Source organism: Bradyrhizobium sp. U87765 SZCCT0048 (assembly GCF_018131225.1).
In the GTDB taxonomy this organism is placed as follows: domain Bacteria; phylum Pseudomonadota; class Alphaproteobacteria; order Rhizobiales; family Xanthobacteraceae; genus Bradyrhizobium_A.
In genome coordinates, this window is record NZ_JAFCMM010000002.1 from 412535 (window position 1) to 436044 (window position 23510).

22 protein-coding genes are annotated in these 23510 nt (G+C 66.5%); 3 read left to right on the forward strand and 19 right to left on the reverse strand.

Features of this window, described 5'->3' with window-relative positions:
* Positions 1–37: 37 nt before the first annotated feature.
* Positions 38–787 (reverse strand): SDR family oxidoreductase, encoded by a 750-nt coding sequence (locus JQ639_RS15100; protein ID WP_211966939.1) that lies wholly within the window; start codon positions 785–787, stop codon positions 38–40.
* Positions 788–1137: 350 nt separating this feature from the next.
* Here JQ639_RS15100 and JQ639_RS15105 point away from each other — a divergent pair, with 350 nt between their 5' ends.
* Entirely contained in the window at positions 1138–2535 is a 1398-nt protein-coding gene (locus JQ639_RS15105; protein WP_211966938.1) for a nucleobase:cation symporter-2 family protein, read from the forward strand.
* A gap of 207 nt (positions 2536–2742) precedes the next feature.
* On the opposite strand, the gene uraD is transcribed toward JQ639_RS15105, so the two are convergent.
* From uraD to JQ639_RS15150, 9 genes are all read right to left on the reverse strand, one after another.
* Positions 2743–3630 (reverse strand): 2-oxo-4-hydroxy-4-carboxy-5-ureidoimidazoline decarboxylase, encoded by an 888-nt coding sequence (gene uraD, locus JQ639_RS15110; protein WP_211966937.1) that lies wholly within the window; start codon positions 3628–3630, stop codon positions 2743–2745.
* 12 nt (positions 3631–3642) lie between these two features.
* Positions 3643–4578, reverse strand: coding sequence for an allantoinase PuuE (puuE, locus tag JQ639_RS15115; protein WP_211966936.1), 936 nt, complete (start codon positions 4576–4578; stop codon positions 3643–3645).
* Between the two features lie 83 nt (positions 4579–4661).
* Complete coding sequence (locus JQ639_RS15120) at positions 4662–6185, reverse strand: UxaA family hydrolase (RefSeq protein ID WP_211966935.1); 1524 nt, start codon at positions 6183–6185, stop codon at positions 4662–4664.
* A 156-nt stretch (positions 6186–6341) separates the two neighbouring features.
* The gene (locus tag JQ639_RS15125) at positions 6342–7118 is read right to left on the reverse strand and encodes an HpcH/HpaI aldolase family protein (protein ID WP_211966934.1); all 777 of its coding nucleotides are present in this window, start codon (positions 7116–7118) and stop codon (positions 6342–6344) included.
* A 67-nt stretch (positions 7119–7185) separates the two neighbouring features.
* On the reverse strand, positions 7186–8274 hold the full coding sequence (locus JQ639_RS15130) for a malate/lactate/ureidoglycolate dehydrogenase (protein WP_211966933.1): 1089 nt from the start codon (positions 8272–8274) through the stop codon (positions 7186–7188).
* A gap of 133 nt (positions 8275–8407) precedes the next feature.
* On the reverse strand, positions 8408–9139 hold the full coding sequence (locus tag JQ639_RS15135; RefSeq protein WP_211966932.1) for an ABC transporter ATP-binding protein: 732 nt from the start codon (positions 9137–9139) through the stop codon (positions 8408–8410).
* Positions 9139–10914 (reverse strand): branched-chain amino acid ABC transporter ATP-binding protein/permease, encoded by a 1776-nt coding sequence (locus JQ639_RS15140; RefSeq protein ID WP_211966931.1) that lies wholly within the window; start codon positions 10912–10914, stop codon positions 9139–9141. Before JQ639_RS15140 ends, JQ639_RS15135 begins: the two co-directional genes overlap by 1 nt.
* Entirely contained in the window at positions 10911–11786 is an 876-nt protein-coding gene (locus tag JQ639_RS15145) for a branched-chain amino acid ABC transporter permease (protein ID WP_211966930.1), read from the reverse strand. Before JQ639_RS15145 ends, JQ639_RS15140 begins: the two co-directional genes overlap by 4 nt.
* Before the next feature lie 94 nt (positions 11787–11880).
* Entirely contained in the window at positions 11881–13026 is a 1146-nt protein-coding gene (locus tag JQ639_RS15150) for an ABC transporter substrate-binding protein (RefSeq protein ID WP_211966929.1), read from the reverse strand.
* Positions 13027–13272: 246 nt separating this feature from the next.
* Between JQ639_RS15150 and JQ639_RS15155 the strand changes: the two genes are divergently transcribed.
* Both JQ639_RS15155 and JQ639_RS15160 read left to right on the forward strand, forming a co-directional pair.
* Positions 13273–14268, forward strand: coding sequence for a GntR family transcriptional regulator (locus JQ639_RS15155; protein WP_211966928.1), 996 nt, complete (start codon positions 13273–13275; stop codon positions 14266–14268).
* Between the two features lie 192 nt (positions 14269–14460).
* On the forward strand, positions 14461–15273 hold the full coding sequence (locus JQ639_RS15160; protein ID WP_371745100.1) for a dienelactone hydrolase family protein: 813 nt from the start codon (positions 14461–14463) through the stop codon (positions 15271–15273).
* 61 nt (positions 15274–15334) lie between these two features.
* On the opposite strand, the gene JQ639_RS15165 is transcribed toward JQ639_RS15160, so the two are convergent.
* From JQ639_RS15165 to JQ639_RS15205, 9 genes are all read right to left on the reverse strand, one after another.
* Positions 15335–16222, reverse strand: a complete 888-nt coding sequence (locus tag JQ639_RS15165) for a DMT family transporter (protein ID WP_249123193.1) — start codon at positions 16220–16222, stop codon at positions 15335–15337.
* Between the two features lie 180 nt (positions 16223–16402).
* A complete protein-coding gene (locus tag JQ639_RS15170; protein ID WP_211966925.1) occupies positions 16403–17575 on the reverse strand; it encodes an ABC transporter substrate-binding protein in 1173 nt (390 codons plus the stop codon).
* 38 nt (positions 17576–17613) lie between these two features.
* Complete coding sequence (locus JQ639_RS15175) at positions 17614–18372, reverse strand: ABC transporter ATP-binding protein (protein ID WP_249123192.1); 759 nt, start codon at positions 18370–18372, stop codon at positions 17614–17616.
* Entirely contained in the window at positions 18372–19142 is a 771-nt protein-coding gene (locus JQ639_RS15180) for an ABC transporter ATP-binding protein (protein ID WP_211966924.1), read from the reverse strand. Before JQ639_RS15180 ends, JQ639_RS15175 begins: the two co-directional genes overlap by 1 nt.
* Complete coding sequence (locus JQ639_RS15185) at positions 19139–19990, reverse strand: branched-chain amino acid ABC transporter permease (RefSeq protein WP_211966923.1); 852 nt, start codon at positions 19988–19990, stop codon at positions 19139–19141. Before JQ639_RS15185 ends, JQ639_RS15180 begins: the two co-directional genes overlap by 4 nt.
* Positions 19990–20862 carry a branched-chain amino acid ABC transporter permease gene (locus JQ639_RS15190; RefSeq protein WP_211966922.1) on the reverse strand — a complete coding sequence of 291 codons (873 nt, stop codon included), beginning with the start codon at positions 20860–20862 and terminating at the stop codon, positions 19990–19992. The genes JQ639_RS15185 and JQ639_RS15190 overlap by 1 nt, the downstream gene beginning before the upstream one ends.
* A 104-nt stretch (positions 20863–20966) precedes the next feature.
* Positions 20967–21347 (reverse strand): cupin domain-containing protein, encoded by a 381-nt coding sequence (locus JQ639_RS15195; protein ID WP_211966921.1) that lies wholly within the window; start codon positions 21345–21347, stop codon positions 20967–20969.
* Positions 21348–21370: 23 nt separating this feature from the next.
* Positions 21371–22861 (reverse strand): 4-hydroxyphenylacetate 3-hydroxylase family protein, encoded by a 1491-nt coding sequence (locus tag JQ639_RS15200; protein ID WP_249123191.1) that lies wholly within the window; start codon positions 22859–22861, stop codon positions 21371–21373.
* 18 nt (positions 22862–22879) lie between these two features.
* Positions 22880–23395 (reverse strand): flavin reductase family protein, encoded by a 516-nt coding sequence (locus JQ639_RS15205; protein ID WP_211966920.1) that lies wholly within the window; start codon positions 23393–23395, stop codon positions 22880–22882.
* Positions 23396–23510 lie beyond the last annotated feature (115 nt).

A 23510-nucleotide genomic window follows, 5' to 3' on the forward strand; every position in this document is an offset into this window, starting at 1 on the left:
GCGCGCCCGCCGAAAACCATCGTGAGCATACCTGACCTCAAGGACCCGTCCCGACAAAGCTGCGGTTCCAGGTGGGACTGATGAGAATTTCGTTGACGCAAACACGCGGTGGCATGCCGGCGATGAAGGCGATGGTGCGGCCGAGGTCCTCGCCCTGCAGCATGCGCGCCATGTCGGCCTCGCTCGGCGGCACCGGCCGCTGCTTCATGATCGGCGTCGCGACCTCGCCCGGCGACAGCGCACAGGCGCGAATGCCATGGCGAAACTCCTCCATGTTGAGCGAATGGGTGAGCGCGACCACCGCGTGCTTGGTCGCGGTATAGGCCGGGCCGGTCAGCTTCGAGACGATCCGCCCGGCCCACGACGCGACATTGATGATGATGCCATCCTGCTGCACCCGCATCGCCGGCAGCACCGCGCGAATGCAATACAACAGGCCGTTGAGATTGATGTCGACGATGTGGTCCCAGCTCTCGACCGAAATCTCCTCCCAGCTGCGCCTGGGCACATTGACCCCGGCGCTGTTGACCAGGAGATCGATGCGGCCATGTTCGGCGAGGATCGCCTGCACCACCCGCTCGGCATCCGCCGCCGTGCCGACATCCATCGGCGCGGCGGAGATATCACCGCCCCGGGCACGGATGGCCTCGACGGCGGCGTCGAGCACCTCCGCCCGCCGTCCCGAGATCACCACGCGCCAGCCGTCCGCGGCCAGCGCCTCGGCGCCGGCCAGCCCGATGCCGCTGCCGCCCCCCGTGATCCATGCGATCTTCCTGACCGTCGCCATCCCTGCGATTCCCGTCTTTTCCTGAAGCTTCACATGCCGTTGTCGCATGTTTCGATGCAACAGCGGAGCCGGACCTTTTCACATCTGCGTTGCACTCCGCTCGCGCCCTCCCCATGCCACCCTGTGTCCCGCTGCGATCCGCGCCCGCGCGCCCGGCGCATGTCACCTCCGTTCCACGGGCTGAAATTTGCCGCTCCGAAGCCGCCAACATGCGCCGTGGCGGCATCCCAGACCACGAGCATGCTGCAATGCACTTGCGGTGCACAGCCCGCGATCCATCTGGCACAGCGTTTGAATCTGCGATTAAATTCGTGCCCACTGCGGGGGCAGTGAGGACAAGAGGGGCAGTTATGAGCAGTGATATCCATCCGGTCGACCAGGTTCTACCCACGCCGCGCCTGTTCGCGCTGGGCTTGCAGCACGTTCTCGTCATGTACGCCGGCGCGGTCGCCGTGCCCTTGATCATCGGCCGTGCACTCAAGCTGCCGCCGGAGGATGTCGCCTTCCTGATCAGCGCCGACCTGTTCGCCTGCGGCCTCGCGACCCTCGTGCAATGCATCGGCTTTCCCGGCACCGGCATCCGCCTGCCGGTGATGATGGGCGTGACCTTCGCGTCCGTCGGACCGATGCTGGCGATGGCGGGCAATCCCGAGATCGGCCTGCTCGGCATCTATGGCGCGGTGATCGTTGCCGGCATTTTCAGCATCATTGCTGCGCCTTTCATCAGCCGCTTGCTGCCGCTGTTCCCGCCCGTGGTGACCGGAACCATCATCATGGTCATCGGCATCTCGCTGATGCGGGTCGGCATCAACTGGGCCGGTGGCGGCCTGCCCACCCTGACCAAGGTGGTGGACGGCGTGCCCGGCGCATTCCCGAACCCGGCCTACGGCCAGCTGCAGGGCCTCGGCATCGCGCTGTTCGTGCTGCTGGTGATCCTCGGCCTGATCAAATGGGGCACGGGCTTCATCGCCAATGTCGCGGTGCTCCTCGGCATCATTGCCGGCGCGGTGCTGTCGAGCTTCCTTGGCGTCATGCACTTCGAGAAGGTCGCGGCCGCAAGCTGGGCCGATATCATCGTCCCCTTCCACTTCGGCATGCCGAAGTTCTACCTCGTGCCGTGCGTGACGATGTGCGTCGTCATGGTCGTGGTGATGATCGAGTCGCTGGGCATGTTCCTCGCGCTCGGCGACATGACCGACAGGAAGGTCGACCGCGAGGCGCTGGCGCGCGGCCTGCGCGCCGATGGCGTCGGCACCCTGCTCGGCGGCATCTTCAACACCTTCCCCTACACCTCGTTCTCGCAGAATGTCGGCCTCGTCGGCGTCACCGGCGTCAAGTCGCGCTGGGTCACCGTCGCCGGCGGCGTCATCATGCTCGTCCTCGGTCTCGTGCCGAAGATGTCGGCGCTGGTCGAGGCCGTACCTCAAGTGGTGCTCGGCGGCGCCGGCCTCGTGATGTTCGGCATGGTCGCAGCGACCGGGGCGCGCATCCTGACCGCAGTCGACTTCCGCACCAACCGCTTCAACCTGTTCATCGTCGCGATCTCGGTCGGTTTCGGCATGATCCCGCTGGTGGCGCCGAACTTCTTCAAGCAGCTGCCGCATGACCTGCATCCGCTGCTCGAATCCGGCATCCTGCTGGCGGCGCTGGTCGCGGTGCTGCTCAACGCCTTCTTCAACGGCGTCGGCAGCGGCGAGCGGGCGCATGCGGAGGCAGCGAGCGCGGCGACCGCGGCGGAGCACGTTTAGGGCATTATCGCCTGACACCAGCCAGCACGCCCATTTGTGGCGTCATCACCGGGCCGACGCGAAGCGTCGAGACCCGGTGATCCAGCTCAACGCCGTTCTGCAGGCATGAAGAAAGCTGGATTGCCGGATCAAGTCCGGCAATGACGCATGGGATGTAGCAAAGTCCGAAAACAAACCCGAACGACCGCAGGCCTCGGAGAAACGTCCTCAACTGCCCCGATACGTCGCATAGCTCCAGGGCGTCACCAGCAGCGGCACGTGGAGATGGCCTTCGGGTTCGGCGATAGCGAAGCGGATCGGGATGACATCGAGGAACGGCGGATCCGACTGCTGCGCCTTGCGGTCGGCAAAATACGCGCCGGTGTGAAACACCAGCTCATAGTGCCCCATCGGCAGTGGCCGGCCATGGATCAGCGGCTGGTCGGTACGGCCGTCGGCATTGGTCACGGCACGGGCGATCAGGCGATTGACGCCGAGCGTGCACAGCTCGAACAATGAGATGGCGATCCCCGCCGCCGGCGTTCCACCATGCGTATCCAGCACATGGGTCGACAGCCGGCCGTTGACCGGCAGACGCTCGCCACCGGCCACCAGCTGATCGAGACGCAGCGCCGCGATCCGGCAGATCTCGCGGACCGAGGTCGCGACCTCGATCGCGGGATCGTTTGGCAGCCGCCGTTCGAAATCCCTGAGGATCGAATCCTTGGTGTGCCGGCGCACGCAGACGATGTAGGGAAAGCCGAACTTGCCGCGATAGGCATTGTTGACGCGCTCGAACGCCGCGTACTCGGCATCCGACAGCGTATCGAGGCCGACACTGGTCTGCTCGGCATTCGATTCCGCGGTCAGGCCCGCGGCCCGCTGCGTCTTGTCGGCCAAATCCGGGTGCGCCTTGATCAGCGCCATGCGCTGCTCGGGCGAAGCCTGCTCGACCGCGGCGGTCATCGCCGACAGCAGGTCGGCGAGGCGCGCGAACGGCCGCCGCACGGCGGCTTGTTCGGCGATCCACGGCGAATGCTCGAAGATGTTGCCGAGCCCGGCGACGAAGTCCGCGACCGGCATGGCGTTGAGCGCGTCGAGAGTCAGGTGCGACATGTACGCCTCCCTTCAGGTCAGCGGTGCAGCGCTGGCCGCGAGGCCGCGGTGATGCGCATGCCAGTGCTCGGCGATGGCGCGGCGGGTCGGCGTCCAGACGCCGTCATGGCGCGCGATGTAATCGAGGAAGCGTTGCAGCGCCATGGCGCGGCCGGGGCGACCAACGAGACGGCAGTGCAGCCCGATCGACATCATCTTCGGTGCGGTCTCGCCCTCGGCGTAGAGCAGGTCGAAGCCGTCCTTCAGATAGGTGAAGAAGTCCTCGCCGGTCGCAAAGCCCTGCGGGTTGATGAAGCGCATGTCGTTGTTGTCGAGCGTATACGGTATGACGAGATGCGGCTCTTGCGGCCCGTTCAGCCAGTACGGCAGGTCGTCGGCGTAGGAATCCGACAGGTACAGAAGACCGCCGGCCTCCGCCACCAGACGCAGGGTGTTGATCGAGGAGCGGCCGGTGTACCAGCCAACCGGGCGCTCGCCCGTCGCCGCGGTATGGACGCGGATCGCCTCCGCGATCGCGGCGCGCTCTTCGCCCTCGGTCATGGTCTTGTGCTCGATCCATTTCAGGCCGTGGCAGGCGATGTCCCAGTGGGCCTCGCGCATCGCGGCGACAACATCGGGATTGCGGGCGAGCGCGGTCGCGACACCGAACACGGTGACGCCGATGTTGCGCGCGGTCAGCATCCGCCACAACCGCCAGAAACCGGCGCGCGAGCCGTACTCGAACATCGATTCGATATTGGCGTGACGCTCGCCGGGCCACGGCTGAGCCCCCAGCACATCCGACAGGAACGCCTCCGATGCCGGATCGCCGTGCAGGATGTTGTTCTCGCCACCCTCCTCGAAATTGACCACGAACTGCACGGCGACACGCGCCCGGCCGGGCCACTGCGGATGGGGCGGATTGCGGCCGTAGCCGCGGAGGTCACGGGGATAGGATTGACTGGTCATCACTCGGCATCGCCTGCACAAACAAAAGGGCTGCGGCCCACATTGAAGGCCGCGGCCGCGTTATGCAAGCGAGCTGGCGGGCGTCACATCGTGGCGCCGAGCACCCAGGGCGCGAATTCGGCGCCGCCGAAATCGAAGCTTTCGCTCTTGGTCGGCTCGCCGGACGCGACCCGCAGCATCAGCTCGAAGATGCGCTGGCCGCACTGCTGCACGTTCTCGTCGCCATCGAGGATGGTGCCGCAGTTGACGTCCATGTCGTCTTCCATCCGCTTGTACATCGGCGTATTGGTGGCGAGCTTGATCGAAGGCGACGGCTTGCAGCCGAACACGCTGCCGCGGCCGGTGGTGAAGCACACGAGGTTGGCGCCGCCGGCGACCTGTCCCGTGGCCGCCACCGGGTCGTAGCCGGGGGTATCCATGAACACGAAGCCCTTCTTCGTGATCTGCTCGGCGTAGTTGAGCACATCGACGAGATTGGTCGAGCCGGCCTTGGCCATCGCCCCCAGCGACTTCTCCAGGATGGTGGTAAGGCCGCCGGCCTTGTTGCCGGGGCTGGGATTGGCATTCATCTCCGCGCCCTCGCGCGCGGTGTACTCGTCCCACCAGCGCATCAGGCCGACGAGCTTTTCGCCGACCTCGCGGCTGACGGCGCGGCGCGTGAGCAGGTGCTCGGCGCCGTAGGTCTCGGGTGTCTCGGAGAGCACCACCGTGCCGCCATGGCGCACCACGAGATCGCTGGCCGCGCCGAGCGCCGGGTTGGCGGACACGCCGGAATAGCCGTCGGAGCCGCCGCACTGCAGGGCGACGGTCAGTTCGCTCGCAGGCACCGCGACGCGCGTCACCTTGTTGGCATCGGTGAGCGCCTCGCGCACGAAGGCGACGCCGGCCTCCACCGTCTTGCGGGTGCCGCCGATGCTCTGGATCTCCAGTTCGCGCAGCCGGCCGGCGAGCTTCTGCTCCTGCATCAGGCCGCCGATCTGGTTGACCTCGCAGCCGAGCCCGAGCACCACCACCGCCGAGAAATTGACGTGGCGGGCATAGCCGCCGAGGGTCCGCCGCAGCAGCTTGAGCGGCTCGTCCTGGGTCATGCCGCAGCCGGTCTTGTGGGTCAGCGCCACCACGCCGTCGACGTTGGGAAAATCCGCCAGCGGATTGTCGCCGGTGAACGGGTTCTTGCGGAACATGTCTGCGACCATCCCTGCGACATGGGCGCTGCAGTTCACGCTGGTGAGCAGGCCGATGTAGTTGCGGGTGGCGACGCGGCCGTCCGGGCGGCGAATGCCCATGAACGTCGCGGGCACGTCGACCGGCTCGACCGGCTTCGCGTCGACGCCATAGGCATAGTCCTTGGCGAAATCGCCCATACCGCAATTCTGGGTGTGGACATGCTGGCCCGGCTCGATCGGCATCGTGGCGAAGCCGATGATCTGGCCATAGCGCCGCACCGGTTCGCCGACCACGATCGGCCGCACCGCCACCTTGTGGCCCGCCGGCACGCGATCCCGCGCGGCAACCCCATCGGCGACGACGGTTCCGGGCAGCAGCGTGGCGCGGGCGATGACAACGTTGTCGTCGGGATGCAGGCGGATGACGGGAGCGGGGGTCATGGCGGTCCTCTTGAGGTCCTCTCTCAAACACATCGATCGCCGCTCCTCATCCTGAGAAGGGACCGGAGGTCGCGTCTCGCGGGGATGAGGCTGCGACGGGGCCTCATGGTTCGAGACGCGCGGCGTGGCCGCGCTCCTCACCATGAGGGAATAGTGCTACGCGCGGCCGCCGGAATCCTTGCGGGTCTGCTGCACCGACGTCTTGGCGAACTGGGCAAGGAGACCGCTGTCGTTGAGCAGCGTCACCAGCTTGAAGCCCATGTTGATGTTGCGCGCCGCACCGGCCGCACCGCTGCAGTGGATTCCCGGATAGATGCCGCGCTTGTCGCATTCCTTGAGCAGCTTGTCGTAGATCTTGAGAATCTCCGGCTCGTCGCGGTCGAGCTTGGGCACGAGGCCGTAGGAAAAACCGAGATCGGACGGGCCGATATAGACGCCGGCGATGCCCTCGACGTCGAGGATCGCCTCCATGTTCTCGACCGCGGTGCGGGTCTCGATCATCGGCAAGCAGAGCGTCTCCTGGTTGGCCGTCTGCTGATAGGCGCCGGCGTCGCCATACAGGCCGGAGCGGATCGGGCCGTTGCTGCGATTGCCGCGCGGCGGATACTTGCAGGCCGCGACGAACGCTTCCGCCTCTTCTCTGGTGTTGATCATCGGGCAGATCACGCCATAGGCGCCGCCGTCGAGCACCTTGCCGATGATGCCGGGCTCGTTCCACGGCACCCGCACCATCGGCGTCACCGGATGGCCGTTCATCGCCTGGAAGCACTGCACCATGGACTGATAGTCCTGCACGCCATGCTGAAGATCGACGGTGACACTGTCGAAGCCGCACTGCGCCATGACCTCGGCGGAGAAGCCCGACGGGATCGCGAGCCATCCATTCACCACCGCCTTGCCCGAAGCCCAAATTTCCTTGACCCTGTTCGCCATCATCATGTCCTGTCGTTGGTCTGTTGGTTCGCCGTCACGCGCAGCATAGCGATTTCCCGTGCGCGAGCTATGCCGTCACGCGCGTGATGAGGTCCTCACTTATGCCGACATCGCGGGCGGTGGCCGTGATCGCCGCCCAGGTGTCGTCCGGCAACGGTACGCCATTCGCCATCCGCTCGGCGCGCAGGCGCGCTTCCGGCTCGCCGGGAACGAGTACTTCGTCGTGTCCCGCCGCGGGACGGCTCGCCTTGAAGAAATCGACGTAGCGGCTGATCTCGCCGTCGAAGAATTCACCGACATCGATCCGCGCGGGATCGATGAAGATCGCGAACATACCGTTGGCGAAACGCCGCGGCGCGCTGGTCGCGCCGTTGCCGGTCAGCGCGCCGCCGAGCAATTCGCAAATCAGTGCAAGGCCCGATCCCTTGTGCTCGCCGAAAGCGCGGATCGCGCCAAGACCCTTGGAGTGATCTCGCGGGCCCTGCGCCTCATATGGACCATAGAGCAGCGTCGGATCCTCGCTCAGCGTGCCGTCCGGGCCAATCAGCGCGCCCTTGGGCAGCTTCTTGCCGCCTCGGCTCGCCACGAGTGCCTTGCCTTCCGCGACCATCGAGGTGGCGAAATCCAGCACGATCGGCGGACGGCCGTTGCCGCGCGGAATGCCGACGCAATAGGGCGCGGTCGACAGCCGGCGGTCGACGCCGCCATAGGGCGCCACCAGGATCGATCCGGCGGCGGTGACGAAATAGATCGACACCAGCCCCTCGGCCGCCGCCATCTCCGCCCAGTCGCCGATCCGGCCGATATGCCCGGAGTTGCGCAACGTGATCGCCGCGAGGCCCGCCGCCTTGCATTTTTCGATGCCGATGGCGACCGCCTGCGGTCCGACCGTCTGGCCATAGCCGAAGCAGCCGTCGATCACGGCCAGCGATGGCGTATCGACCAGAAGCTGCACCGTGCGGTCCGGCACGATGTCGCCGTTCCGGAGCCAGCGCATGTAGACCGGCACGCGGATTACGCCATGGCTGTCATGACCGGTGAGATTGGCGGTGACGAGATAGCGGCCGATGCGCTCGGCTTCGGCGGCGGACGATCCCGCGCGATCGAAGATGGCAGCGACGAAATCGATCAGGGGCTCGTAGGGGATCGTAACCATCAGGACGTTGCCTTGCAGTTCGGTGGACGGACTGGAGCGCGTTCGCTTTTGACGCAATCGCAAACGCGCTCCCGATTCTTGTTTTGACGCGTTTTCTTCACGCGAACCGGTCCCCGCTTCGCTCGAAAACGCTCTAGACCGCGACCTTGGCGTGGCCGCCGAGATAAGCGGCGCGGATCGCCTCGTTGCTCCAGAGATCCTCGGGCTTGCCGCCGAGCACCAGGCGTCCGGTCTCCAGCACATAGCCGCGGTCGGCGACCGACAGCCCCATGCGCGCGTTCTGCTCCACCAGCAGCACCGTGGTGCCGCGACGCTGGATCTCGGCAATGATGCGGAACACCGCCTGCACGATCACCGGCGCGAGGCCGAGCGACGGCTCGTCGAGCAGCAGCAGCCGCGGCTTGGCCATCAGCCCGCGCGCTACAGCGACCATCTGCAGCTGGCCACCGGACAGCGTCCAGCCCAGCGCGTCGGCGAACTTGCGGATATCCGGGAACAGGTCGAACATCGCGTCGGCCTCGCGCGCGAGCTCGGCCTTGCCGGCACGGCGGTTCGAGCCGCCGAGCATGATGTTCTCCCGCACCGTGAGGCCGGGAAACACCCGGCGGCCTTCCGGCACGTGGGCGATGCCGAGGCGCACGATCTCCTCGGGATGGCGGCCGGCGATCGACTGGCCGTCGAACAGGATGTCGCCGCTTGACGGCTTGCTCAGGCCTGAAATCGCCCGCAGCGTGGTCGACTTGCCGGCGCCGTTGCTGCCGAGCAGCGTCACCACCTGCCCCGCATCGACGCTGAACGAGATGCCGCGCAGCGCCTCGATCTCGCCGTAGCGGACATTGAGATCCCTGACTTCCAGCAGCGGCATCATTCGCTCCCGAGGTAGGCGGAGATGACATCGGGGTGCTGCAGCACCGCCAGCGACTCGCCGTCGGCGATGCGCCGACCGAAATTCAGCACGGTGATGTGCTGCGCCGCCTCGCGCACCAGCGTCATGTCATGGTCGATGATCAGGATGGTGAGGCCGTGGGCGGCGATGCGCTTGAGCAGGTCGTGCAGCTCGACCTTCTCGCTCGAGTTCAGGCCGGCGGCCGGCTCGTCGAGCAGCAGCAGCGTCGGATTGCCGGCCAGCGCGCGGGCGATCTCGATCAGGCGCTGGTGGCCATAGGAGAAGCTGGTCACCAGCTCATGGGCGCGATCGCCGAGGCCGACGAAGGTCAGCGCCGCCAGTGCGCGTTCGGTGAGCGCGGCATGGTTCGCTCCGGCCGCCAGCGCGTTGCCTGGCCGCTCCGCGCCGATCACGACGTTTTCCAGGGCCGTCATCGAGCGGAACAGGCGGATGTTCTGGAAGGTGCGGCCAAGGCCGGCGATGGTACGGGCATGCGGCGACAGTGTCGTGATGTCGGCGCCGTCGAGCATCACCTGGCCGGCGGTCGCCTTGTAGAGCCCCGACAGCACGTTAAGCGTCGTGGTCTTGCCCGAGCCGTTGGGACCGATCAGCGCATGCACGCCGCCACGGCGCACATCGAAATCGACGCCATCGACCGCCTTGAGGCCGCCGAAATATTTCGACAGGCCGCGCACCTGCAGCACGACGTCGCCGCCGGTGGACGCCGGCGCGAGCTGCAGCGCGGTGCGCGCCGCCGCCGGCTCGGCCTTGCGCCGCCAGCGATCGGCCACCGTCTGCACGAAACCCCAGATGCCGTCAGGCATGAAGCGCACGATCAGGATCACCGACAAGCCGTAGATCGCGAGATAAAGGCCCGGCAGGCTCTTGAGGAAGCGGAGCCATTCCGGGATCAGGATCAGCAGCGCCGTGCCGATCACCGCGCCGATCGGCGACGCCACGCCGCCGAGCAGCGCCATGGTCATGAACACGATCGATTCGGCGAACGAGAACTGATCGGGACTGACATAGGCGAAGCCACCGGCGAACAGGCCGCCGGCGAGCCCGCCGAGCAGCGCCGACAGCGCGAACGCGGCGACCTTGGTGCGGTAGACGTCGATACCGGCGATGCTGGCGGCAAGCTCATTGTCGCGCACCGCACGCATGGCGCGGCCGATCCGCGTGTCCGGGAGCTGCCACACCGCGTAGCCGACCACCGCCAGCGCGGCGACGCAGAACGCCAGATAGGACTGCGACGAGGTCAGCAGCGACGGCCGGACGATGTTGCCGACGCCGTCCGGCCCGTGGGTCAGGCCGATGGCATTGATCATCACCAGCGTCACGATCTGCTGGAACGAGATCGTCACCATGGCGAGATAGTGACCGCCGAGCCGCAGCGTCGACATGCCCAGCACCGCGCCGGCGCCGAGCGCAACCACCGAGCCGACGACAAGGCAGATCCAGAAGCTGAGATGATAGTCGGTCGTCCCGAGACCGACCGCGTAGGCGCCGAAGCCAAAGAATGCGGCCTGGGCGAGGTTGATCTGGCCGCACAGGCCGAGCACCACCGACAGCCCGAACACCGCGATGGCGAAGGTCGAGGCCTGCATCAGGATGTTGAGGATGTAGCCGTCGAACGGCAACACGCCGGCGGCGATCACCGCGGCAATGGCCAGCAGGAAATAAGGCAGATGGCGCACCAGCGTCGGGACGGGGCGCGCGGCGGCGATGGCGAGATTATCGCTGGACGAGCTCATGCTTTCTCCGCGACGCGTTCACCGAAGATGCCTTGCGGCCGGAACACCAGGAACACCACCAGCACCAGGAAGGCGAAGCCATCCTTGTAGGGCACCGAGATATAGGCGGCGCCAAAGGTCTCGATGATGCCGAGCGCGAAGCCGCCGATGATGGCGCCTGCGACGTCGCCGAAGCCGCCGATGATGGTGGCGGCGAACGCCTTGAGCGCGATGGTCGAGCCCATCTGGATCGACACGAACAGCACCGGCGCCACCAGGATGCCGGCGATGCCGCCGAGCACGGCGGAATAGACGAAAGTGATCATGATCATGGTCGACACGGAGATGCCGAGCAGTGAGGCCATCTCCTTGTCCTGCGAGGTCGCCTGCAGCTTCTTGCCGAGCAACGTGTGCTCGAAGAACCAGTACTGGATCGCGACCATGGCGATGGCGACCGCGATGATCAGCAGGTACTGGCTGTCGAGATACACCGGGCCGAGCTGGATGCCGGGCGTGTCGAACCACGGCGCCAGCACCTGGGGCTGCGGGCCGTAGATCGCGAGCACCGAGTTGGCGAGCAGGATCGAGGCACCGATGGTGGCGATGATCACCGGCAGGAAGCTGCGGTTGCGCAGCGGATAATAGACGCCGAGATTGAAGATCACGCCGAGCAGCGCCATGCCGGCGAGCGCCGCCAGGAACGAGATCCAGTACGGCCAGCCGAGATCGACCGCGAACACCACCATCAGATAGGCCGCCACCATGGAGAACTCGCCCTGGGCGAAGTTGACGACATTGGTGGCGCGGAAGATCAGCACGAAACCGAGGGCGACCAGCGCGTAGACCGCGCCGATGCCGATGCCGGTGAACAGCAGTTGCAGGACCAGATCCATGTGCCGCTCGCGGTGCGAGGAACGAGGCTCCCGGCGGCACGTGGCCGCCGGGCGGGCGAAGTCGGCCTCCGCAGGACGGAGGCCGCGACAGCGCTCAGTCGTCGAATTCGATGTGCTTGTCGAAGACGATATTGCCCTTGTCGTTCTTGACGATGTTGTAGCCGTGCAGGCCGTCACCGTTCTTGTCGAAGTTGTATTCGCCCTCGGCGCCCGGGAACTTCTTGGTGGCTAGGATCGCCTCGCGGACCTTGTCCGGCGCGGTCGAGCCGGCCTTGTTGATGGCGGCGCTCAGCACCGTCACGGCGTCGAATGTCCACGAGCTCTGGTTGTCCGGCGCGACCTTGTAGGCATCGCGATAGGCCTTGCCGAACGTCTTCGAGCCATCGCTGGAATCCTCGGCGTAGTCGGCGACCCCGAAGGTGCCGTAGAGCGCGGGCCCTGCGAGCTTGAGCGCGGTGATATTGACGATCGACGGCGAGCCGACCCATGGAATGTTGACGCCGAGCTGGCGCAACTGGCGGGCGAAGATGCCGAGATCGTTCTCGAAGGTGAAGTACGAGCCGAGAATGTCCGCGCCCGACTGCTTGATCGCCAGCACCACCGGGGTGAAGTCCTGGCTCTGGTTGGCATAGCCCTGGTCGAGCACCGGCGGCGCGCCAAGCTTGCCCAGCGCTTCGGTCAGCGCCTTGCCGCCGGCGGTGCCGAACGCGTCGGTGGAATGCACGATCGCCCATTTCTTCTTGTCGAGCGTCTTGACGCCGTACTCGGCGATGACGCGGCCGGAGTAGCTGTCATTGGGGCGGAAGCGGAACAGCCAGGGATTGCCGAGATGGGTCAGCGCCGGATCGGTGCCGCCGATCATCACCGGCTTGCCGAGCTTGAGCACGTCCGGCTGCATCGCATGGACCTGCGTCGAGCGGATCGAACCAAGGAAGGCGACGATGTCCGACTGGGCGGCGAGCTTGGAGAACGCCAGCACGATGCCGGGGTTGGTGGTCTGATCGTCCTCGACGATCAGTTCGGCCTGCTTGCCGAGAACGCCGCCGGCCTTGTTAACCGCCTCGAGCGCGAGCCTTGCGCCGTTGATGGCGTACTTGCCGGATTCGGCGGCGGGACCGGTGACCGGCGCGCACATGCCGATCTTGATGGTCGCGCCCTGTGCCCACGCGGAGCGCATGAGTGCCGGCGCGGCGATGCCCGCAGCCAGCCCGACGGAAAAATGACGTCTCGTCAGCTTCATTCAGTCCTCCCTCGCGCGCCGAACGTTGATGCCGGCTTGTTGAAACGAAAGACGCGCGACCATCGCGCTGCAATGCGACGAACGTGCTGCGGCACAGCCTGATCGGCGATGCTGCAAGCGCTCGACCCATATTGTGGACAGCGCAGTGTCCCCAGCGGCGACGCCAATCCCTTCGCTTGCAGCGAGCTAATCACGACCGTACATTGCATGCAATAGACACACGTAGCTTTGATGCCGAAGACGAGGATGCCCAGCCGACCGTCCCCCAAGCCGCGGCGAAAGCAGCCGGCCTACGCCCTGATCACCGAGACGCTCGCGCGGCGCATCCGCACTGGCGACGTGCCGGCCGGCACGGTGCTGTCGGAACCGGCGATCGCCAATCTGTTCGGCTCCAGCCGCTCACCGGTGCGCCAGGCGTTCGAACGGCTGGAGGGACTTGGGCTGGTGCGCCGCTTCGACGGCCGCGGCGTGATCGCGGGGCGGCGGCGCGCTGAGCCGAAGCGCACGGCCGTGACACACCAGATGCTTGGTCTTGCCGACGGCGCAGCGGAGTCGCTGCGCGGCGACGGCTGGGATGCGCTGTATTACGAGCTCGAGCGTGACATCATCTACCGCTCGGTGTTCGGTCGTTTCCGCGTCAACGAGCTGGCGCTGGCGCGGCATTTCCACGTCGGCCGCACGGTGGCCCGCAACCTGCTGCTGCGCGCCCAGGCCGCCGGCCTGCTGGAGAAGGGCGCCAAAGCGCACTGGTACGTCGTCGCCCTCGACGACGACCGTGTGCGCGACATTTTCGAGCTGCGCCGGAGCCTCGAGCCGACGCTGATCGGCAGCGCCGCCGGCAAGATCCCCGCGGACCTTCTTGAGGCGATGGCCGCGCGGCTGCGAAGCGCGATCGCGGCGCGCTCCGACGTCAGCATCGCCGAGCTCGACCAGCTCGAAAGCGACCTGCACATCCGCTGCCTCGGCTATGGCAAGAATCGCGAGATGGTCGAGGCGCTCAAGCGCACCCACTGCAGCTTCGTGATCGGCAAGCACATCCAGGTGGCGCTGGCGCAGCGGCCGCAGGCAGATCCGTTCATGGACGAACACCTGCCGATCATCGAGGCGCTGTGCCGGCGCGACGGGCGCGGAGCCGCCAATGCCATGCGGCGGCATCTCGACCTGACCCAGGAGAAGCTCGCACGCTGGTTCGAGGCGTTTCGTGCCCTCAACCTGATGTCGCAGGTTCCGTATATCGTCTAGACATGCTGCTCTCGTCATTTTGAGTGCAAGCCTCGCGGGATCGCCTGTACCCTGCCGCAGCCACCCGCCTCGCGACCGTTCACGTCGCCGTTTACCCCGCCTCACCGGAGAGACCAGATGTCCGCAGACCTTCAGTTGACGGCCGATGTCATCGGCCTGACGCACACGCCGCCGCTGTCGCGCCGGTCCTTCATGACGGCGACCGCAGCGGCCGCCGCCGGCTATACGCTGGCAGCCGGCCCGGTGCGCGCCGACGTCATCAAGACCGACACGACGGGCCTCGATGCCGGCGATGCCAGGGTGAAGGTCGCGGACGGCGAGATGCCGGTGTACTTCGCGCGGCCGGCCGGCGTGAAGAACCCGCCCGTCGTGCTGGTGGCGATGGAGATCTTCGGCCTGCACGAATACATCAAGGACGTGACGCGGCGCCTCGCCAGGCTCGGCGCCTTCGCCATCGCCCCCGACTATTACTTCCGCAAGGGCACCGACCTGACCAAAATCAGCGAGATGTCGCAGCTGCTGCCGCTGGTCAATTCCAAGCCGGATGCCGAGCTGCTGTCCGATCTCGACAGCACGGTGGCCTGGGCGAAGTCCCAGGGCGGCGACACCGGCCGGCTCGGCATCGTCGGCTTCTGCCGCGGCGGCCGCACGGTGTGGGAATATGCCGCCCACAGCAGCGACCTCAAGGCCGGCGTGGCGTTCTACGGCCCTCCGGTGGATGCGCCGAACCCGTTGTGGCCGAAGAGCCCGACCCAGCTCGCACCCGACATGAAGGCACCGGTGCTCGGCCTCTACGGCGAAGCCGATCAGGGCATTCCGGTCGCCCAGGTCGAGGCGCTGAAGGCGGCGCTGGCCGCCGCGCACAAGACGGCGGAGTTCAAGCTCTACCCCGGCGCTCCGCACGGCTTCCATGCCGACTATCGCGCGAGCTATCGCAAGGAGGCCGCCGAGGACGCCTGGGCGCAGCTGCAGGCCTGGTTCAAGAAGTATCACGTGCTCGGATGAGCCACGGCTGCCGGCGGCCCCGTGCCGCCGGCACGCCCTGCGCCGCGCCAGACTTCAACGATCAGGCCGCGGCCTTGGCCGGCGCGGCCGCCGGCCGGGCCAGGTTGAGCAGGTTGCCGGCGAGGATGACCACCGCGCCGACGATGGTCAGCAGGTCGATGTTCTCCGAATAGACCAGCCAACCCGCCATGGCGCTGAGCGGCACGCGCAGGAAGTCCATCGGCACCACGATGGTGGCGTCCGCATAGCGCATCGCATTGGTGAAGCAGTAGTGCGAGAAGGTGCCGCAGAACGCCACCACCACGATCCATGGCCAGACATGGGCCGCTGGCCATGTCCAGTAGTACAAGGCCGGGCCGATGCCGATCGCCGACTGGATCACCAGCATCCAGAAGATGATCACCACCACCGCGTCGGTGCGGGTCAGCGATTTCATCATCACGATCGCCGTGCCGAAACCGAACGCCGCCACCAGCATAACGACATGGCCGATGTTGCTGGCGCCGACCCCGGGCCGCACGATGATCGCCACCCCTGCGATGCCGAGCACGATGGCGAGGCACTTGCGCCAGGTGATGGTCTCGCCAAGGAAGATCGCCGCCATGATCGCGGTCCAGATCGGCATGGTGAACTCGATCGAAACCACCTGCGCCACCGGGATCAGCGTCAGCGCGAGGAACCAGAGATATTGCGCGGCATAGTGAAAGACATTGCGGCCGACCAGCAGCCACGGCCGCGCCGACCGCATCGCCCGGAGACCGCCATGGCGATGCACCAGCGGATAGAACAGCACGAGCCCGATCAGCGAGCGCAGCTCCATGATCTCGAACACATTGAGCTCGCGCGTGGTCTCGCGGCCGGCGATCACCAGCATGAGCATTGCCGCGTGCCAGCCGACCATCCACAGGGCGGCCTTGAGATAGGATTGCGGAACGGAAGAAACCGACATCGGAACGGCGCTGCCTTGCTGCTTGTCACCACGGGCGTGGGCTCCGCACATATGCACAAAAAGCAGGCGCCAGCTATGCCGCCGGGCTCAAGGCTGCCCCGCAACGGCAACCGCCGCGGTGCTCCCTTCGGTGCGCCGCGGCGGTCGGTCGAGCCCGTGAGCCAGGCTATATATTGAGCGTCATTCGCCGTGGCGGGTGTCGAGCAGGGTCCAGCGGCCGCCCTTGGCCTCGACCACGTAGATCGGCTTGATCGAGTCGCGATCCTCGCCGAAGGAGATCTCGCCCTCGAGCGCCGCGTATCCCCTGAGCTTCGACAGGGCGTCGCGGATCGCGGTGCGCTCGGCGACGACCTTGTCCGCCGCGCCGGTCGCGCCAGCGCGCTTGATCGCCTCGGCATAGAGATAAACGATGTCGTAGGCGGAGGCGTCCTGCTGGTTCGGCTCGTGGCGCGCGATGCCGGCCTTGGTGGTGCGCACGCCGAACTCCTTGGCGAAGGCGCGGGTGCGGTCGTTGAGATCGGCAAAGAACGTGGTGCCGATGGTCATGCCGTCGCCAGCGCCTTCCATGCGCTGCGGCAGGTCGGGATCGGCGACCGTGGTGCCGCCGACGACGCGGGCGACGACGCCCTGGCGCTTGAGCTCCTTGGCGAGGTTGATCGCGGCCTCCGGCGGCGCGCCGAGACCGATGATATCAGGCTTCATCTGCGCGAGCTGCGACACCTGAGGCGACAGGTCGAAGGCGTTGTACTGGAAGTCGACCGCCCCCTTGGGGTTGATGCCGTACTTGTTGAACAGGCCCGGTAGCACCGTGGTGCCGACCGACTTCGAGACGGTGTCGTCGGTGGCATAGGCGGTCGCGCCGTTGGTCATCGGCAGCTTCTTGTCACGCAGCGCCGCCAGCACCTGGTCGATCACCATGCGCTCGTCGCGGGTGTTTCGGAAGGCATAGCTGAAGTCCTTGGTCAGCGCCGGAGCCGACGACGACATCGACATCTGCACGATGCCGAGCCGCTCGCCCGCCGGGAATGCGACACGCACTTCACCCGAAGAGAACGGGCCGATCACCGCCAGCGCCTTGTTGTCCTCGGCGAACTGGCGCACTGCGAGCGCCGCCTGCTTCGGATCGCCGCCGGTGTCGAACTTGACCAGCTTGATCTTCTTGCCGTCGATGCCGCCCTTGGCGTTGATCTCGTCAACAGCGAGATCGACCGCCACCTCGTTGGTGTTGGCGAGACTGACATAGGGGCCGGTCTTCGCCATGGAGAACCCGATGATCAGATCGTCGGCGCGCGCCGCGCCGGAGACCATGGCGAGGGCGGCAACCCCGGCCAGGAACATACCACGTCGTATCATATCCCCACTCCTTCGTGATGTTGTCGTTCACTGCGACTTCAGGACATCGCCCGCAGTGCCGGCCGCTGTTCTGCGGACGGCTCGGCGCTGCGGCCGAGATAAGCTTCCTGCAGGCGCGGATCGGCCTGCAGGACATGTGGATCGCCGGCCATGACGACACGGCCGAGTTCGATCACGGTGGCGCTGTGCGCGACCGACAGCGCCTTGCCGGTGTTCTGTTCGACCAGCAGGATCGCGAGACCGTCGCGGTTGAGCTCCTTGATGAGATCGAACAGGCGCGACACGAACAGCGGCGACAGACCGAGCGACGGCTCGTCCAGCATCATCAGACGTGGGCGCGCCACCATGGCGCGGCCGATTGCCAGCATCTGCTGCTCGCCGCCCGACAGGCACGACGCCGCCATGTGGCGGCGGGTGGCGAGATTCGGGAAACGTTCGTAGATCGCGGCGATGTCGGCGCGTACGCCCGCCGGATCGCGGCGCAGGTGGGCGCCGACCAGCAGGTTCTCCTCGATGGTCAGCGAGATCAGGATGCGGCGCCCCTCCGGCACCAGCACGATGCCCTGCGCCAGCCGCGCGCTGACCGCATCGCCGCCGACATCGCGGCCGGCGAAGCGGATCGTGCCGCTGCGCGCCTTGATGGCGCCGACGATGGCGCTGAGCAGCGTCGACTTGCCGGCGCCGTTAGCGCCGAGCACGGTGGCGATCTCGCCCTCGCCAATGGTCAGGGAGACGTTATCGAGCGCAGTCACACGCCCGTAGGTCACCGTCAGGTCGGAAACGGACAGCAGCGTCATCAGGCAGCCTCGTCGAAACCGAGATAGGCGGCGCGCACCTGCGCATCGCTCTGGACGGCGCTGAGCGTGCCTTCGGCAATCTTTTCGCCGAAGTTCAGCACCACCACGTGTTCGCAGACATTGCCGATGAAATGCATGTCGTGCTCGACCACCAGCAGCGTCACGCCACGCTGTTTGAGCAGGTCCAGATGGCCGCGCAGCGCCTCGGTCTCGGTCGGGTTGAGGCCGGCCGCCGGCTCGTCGAGCATCAGCAGCGAGGCGCCGGCGAGCGTCGCGCGCACGAGATCGATGCGCTTGCGTACGCCATAAGGCAACTCACTGACGGTGGAATCGGCATGGGCGGCGAGCCCCGCCTCGTCGAGCGCCTCGATCGCCTGGCGGCGCCAGCGATGGTTCGGCCACAGGCGGAACGGCGTCAGCAGGTTCATGAGGCCGCCGGCGCGGACGTGCTGGCCGACGATCAGGTTCTCGCACACGGTGAGATGTGGCATCAGCCGCACGTTCTGGAAACTGCGAGCGATGCCGTGGCCGATGCGGCGGCGCGACGGCACCGCGGTGATGTCCTGGCCATCCAGCACGATGCGGCCCGACGTCGGCGCGTAGACGCCGCTGATGACGTTGAACACGGTCGTCTTGCCGGCGCCGTTCGGCCCGATCAGCGCGGTCGCCTCCCCGCGGCGCACGGAAAAGCTGAGGTCGCGGATGACCTGCAGGCCGCCGAACGCCTTGCTGAGATGATCGAGGGTCAGGATGGTCGACGCGTCGGTCATGACGTCACCTGTTCGGTCGAGCGCCGCCGGCCGGAGAGCCAGCGGCCGAGAGCCGGCGTAATCAGGCCCTGCGGCCGCAGCGCCATGAAGCCGATGATGAACAGCGCGAACAGCACATAGCGCCAGCCACCGCCGGCCCGCAGCAGTTCGGGGATCAGCGTGAAGAACGCGGCGCCGACCAGCGGCCCCCACACCGTCTGGGTGCCGCCGAGCAGCACGTAGAGCACGGTGTAGACGCTGAGCGCGACACTGAAGTGCTGCGCCTCGACGAAACTGAAGTGATGACCATAGAGGCCGCCGCCGATGCCCGCGATGGTGGCGCCGATGGCGAAGGCGGCAACCTGCAGCGCCCGCACGTTGAGGCCGAGCAGGTCCGACACCACGGTGTCATTCTTGATCGCGGTGAGATAGAGCGCAAAGCGCGTCCGCGACAGCAGCAGGACGAACACGATCACGCCGGCGGTGGCAGCGAACACCATCCACGGCTTGGCGTAGGCGATCACCTGATAGCCGGCGGCAGCGCCGACGACCTCGAGATTGAGGAACACCGCCGAGATCACCTGCCCCAGCGCGAAGGTGGCGAGCGCAAGGTAGATGCCATGGGTGCGCAGGATCGGGATCGCGACGACCAGCGCCAGCACGCCCGCGGCGCTGCCGCCGGCGACGATCGCCGGCGCCAGTTGCCAGGACATCTCGTTGGTGAGGTAAGCCGCCGTATAGGCCCCGACCGCCATGAAGCCGGCGATGCCGAGATTGAGCTGGCCGGCGGCGAGCGGCAGGTAGACCGCATAGGCGGCGATGATGTTGAAGCAGAGGATGACCAGAAGGCCGACCTGGTAGCCGCTCATCACAGCTTCTCCCGCGCCGGAGGACGGCCGAACAGGCCCTGCGGGCGCACGATCAACAGTGCCAGCAACAGGCCGTAGACGGCGATGTTGACCATGTCGGCGCCGAGGAAACGGATCGACAGCACTTCGGCAAGGCCGATCAGCAGGCCGCCGAGCACAGCACCCCACACGCTGCCCATGCCGCCGATGATCATGGCGGCGATGCCCTTGAAGCCAACGCCCTCGCCCATGAACGGCGACACCTGCAGGTAATTGAGGGCGAACAGGATGCCGCCGAGCGCCGTGAACAGCGCGCTGAACACGAAGATCTGGGGAATGATGCGGTCGACGTCGATGCCGAGCAGAATCGCGGTATCGCGGTTCTCGGCGATGCTGCGGATCTGCCGGCCTAGGCTCGTGCGGCGCAGCATCACCGACAGCCACACCACCAGCGACAGCGCCACGACGAGGCTGATGATCTGCGCAGTGCCAATGACGAGATCGCCGATGCGGATGTTGAAGTCGGCGATCAGCGACGGAAACGCCTGCTGGTCGGAGCCGACCGTCACCAGCGCCAGGTTCTCGAGCAGCACCAGGAAGCCGAGCGAGGACACCAGCGGCACCTCGGGATCACTGTTGCGGCTGCGACGATACGACAGCCGCTCGACCAGCAGGGCGATCAGCGCGGCGGCGAACAGCGCTGCGCCGACGGCGAGGCTCCAGTGCCAGCCGCCCTTGAGCATCACCCAGGTCACCATGCCGCCGACCATGAACAGGCCGGGGATGGAAAAGTTGAGAAAGTTGAGAATGCCGATGGCCAGCGTGAACGACACGCCGACCAGCACGTAGATGGCGCCGAGCATGACGCCGTTGATGAGCTGTTGCGCGATCATGCGGTCCTCCCGTGCCGGGACGCGGCCGCGGCGGCGCTGACGCCGCCGGGGTCATGGGCTGGATCGGTGGCAAGAGAGACGAACCGCATGCGGCGCACCCTGCGTCAGACGGGATCGAAGTAGTGAAGTTCGAACAGCAGGCAGCCCTTCTCGGACTTGAACGGCCCGTGGAAGGCGCCCGGCGGACGGCAGGCGTAAGTAAAGGGCTGGAAGCTCTCGCCGCCATTGCCGCTCTCGTCGTTGCCGACGGTCAGGTCGCCCGACACCAGGAACACTTCTTCCCAGTACTCGTGGACGAAAGGCTTGGTGGTGTAGACGCCGGGCTCGAAGCGCAGCAGGCGGCTGCGGGTGCCGCGGCGGTTCTCCTCGTCGAGCGCGCCGGCGAGGATCTTCTGCTGGATGCCGGCGGGATAGCCGGCCGGCACTTCCCATCCGGAGGTCATGTCGACCGTGCGGAATTCGTCGTGCAGCTTGTTGACGGGCATGGCTGTGTCTCCTTGCGTTCGCGTCAGGCCGCGGCCTGGGTGCGGCCGAGTTCGTCGGCGAGGTCGTAGCCGTCGAGGATGTGGTTGACGAGAGCGCCGGCAGCGTTCCAGTCATAGCAGCGGAACGAATGCCCCTTCGTGACGAAGGTCGCGCCGGCATAGAACATCTCGTACTGATGATGACGCGAGGCGAATTCGGAGCCGACCGCGTCCCACGCCAGCTTGTAGAACTTGACCTTGTCGAGGGCGCTCGCCGCCGGCGACTGCTGGGTGCGCTCGATCAGGGAGGCGATCTCCGGGTTGCTGAAGTCGGCGACCGAGGACGGCAGCATGATCATGCCGCCGCCGGCAAGCTCGCGCAGGGTGTTGAGGATCTTCGGGTAGAGCTGCTGGGTCAGCGTCTGCGCCGCGTACAGGGTGTGGCGGTCCGGCACGTAGTAACGGCCGTGCTGATAGCCCTTGGCTTCCATCGCCGCGACCAGCGCGTCAATCATGCCGCCTTCGGCGGCGAGCTGGCCGAGGGTCTCGCGGACCTGGGGGAAGCCGAGGATGCCGTTGATCTCGGCGGTACGACGCGCGAGGCCGAGCAGGAAGCGCACCTTCACCGACAGGCGGATCATCGCCTGGTAGTTCTGGTAGACGTGCGCCGGCGTGGCGTGGAACTGCTTCTGGCACATCTCGACATTCTTGAACACGAAGATGCGGTCCCACGGCACCTTGACGTCGTCGAAGTACAGCACCGCGTCGTTTTCGTCGAAGCGGCTCGACAGCGGATTGTCGAACACCGTCGGCGACGCCGCCTCGTAGGACTTGCGCGACAGCAGCGTCAGGCCCTTGGTGTTCATCGGGATGGCGAACGACAGCGCGTAGGGCTCATCGCCCGGCTGCAGCGGCTGGATGCAACTGACGAACACCTCATCCGCCATGATGCCGCCGGTCGCCAGCATCTTGGCGCCGCGCACGGTAATACCCTCGGCGTCCTGGTCGACGACACCGGTGGTGAGGAAGGCGTCCTTCTGCTGGGCCGCGCTCTTGGAGCGATCGGCCTGCGGATTGATGATCACATAGGTCAGGTAGAGGTCGCGGTCACGCGCATAGGTGTAATAATCCGCCAGCGCCCTGGCGCGGTCCTTGTCGTAGGCCTCGAACACCTCGAGACCCATGTACATGCCGGCGATGCAGGATGCGACGTGATCGGGAGCGCGGCCGAGGAAGCCGGCATGCTGGCCATCCCACGCCTCGAGCGCGCGGCGGCGCTCGACCAGCTCGGCATAGCTCTCGGGCAACTGCCAGATGCGGTTGGCGCGACCGCCTGTCGGCGTCTTGAAGGTCATCAGCTCCTGGTTTTCGGGCGCGCTGGCGTAGTCAAACAGCTTGCCGACCGACTGCACGGCGCGGGCGAACGCCGGGTGCCGGGTCACGTCGTCGACGCGCTCGCCATTGATGAACACCGTTCGGCCATCGCGCAGGCCCGCGATATGCTTCTCGCCGCTCTTCATGATCGCTTGCTCCATGTTGGCTGTCTCGCTTGATCAGTAGTGAATGGGGAGCGGCCACACCGGCTCGCTCTGATTGTGAAGGCTGTGGTATTTGCCGCGGAAGAACACCAGCGGATCGCCGTCCTCAGCCGCCGTGAAGCGCACGACACGACCGATGAAGATGACGTGATCGCCGCCGTCGTGATGGGCGTAGGGTTCGCACTCGAAGTGCGCCAGCGCACCGTCGAGCAGCGGCGCCTCGGCATGGCCGAGGGAGTGCGCGACGTTATTCCACTTGTCGCCGAGCGCTTTCGCGAACTGGTTCGACAGCGCTTCCTGCTGCCGCGCCAGGATATTCACCGCATAGCCCTTGGCCGCGATCATCGCCGGCAGGCTGAGCGCGCGGCGATCGACGCTGAACAGCACCAGCGGCGGGTCGAGCGACACCGAATTGAATGAACTCATGGTCATGCCGATGGCATCGCCGCCATCACCGCGCGCCGTGATCACGGCGACACCGGTCGCGAATTGCGACAGAGCCCTGCGAAAACTGCGCTGATCGACGGACAAGGACGACCTCCCGAGTAATTAGCTTTGATGTAAAGCTATTTCGTAAAGGCAGTCAAGCGCAATCGTGCGGCATCACCTGCCGACTTATGCGGCAGCGCAACACGATCAACGAACG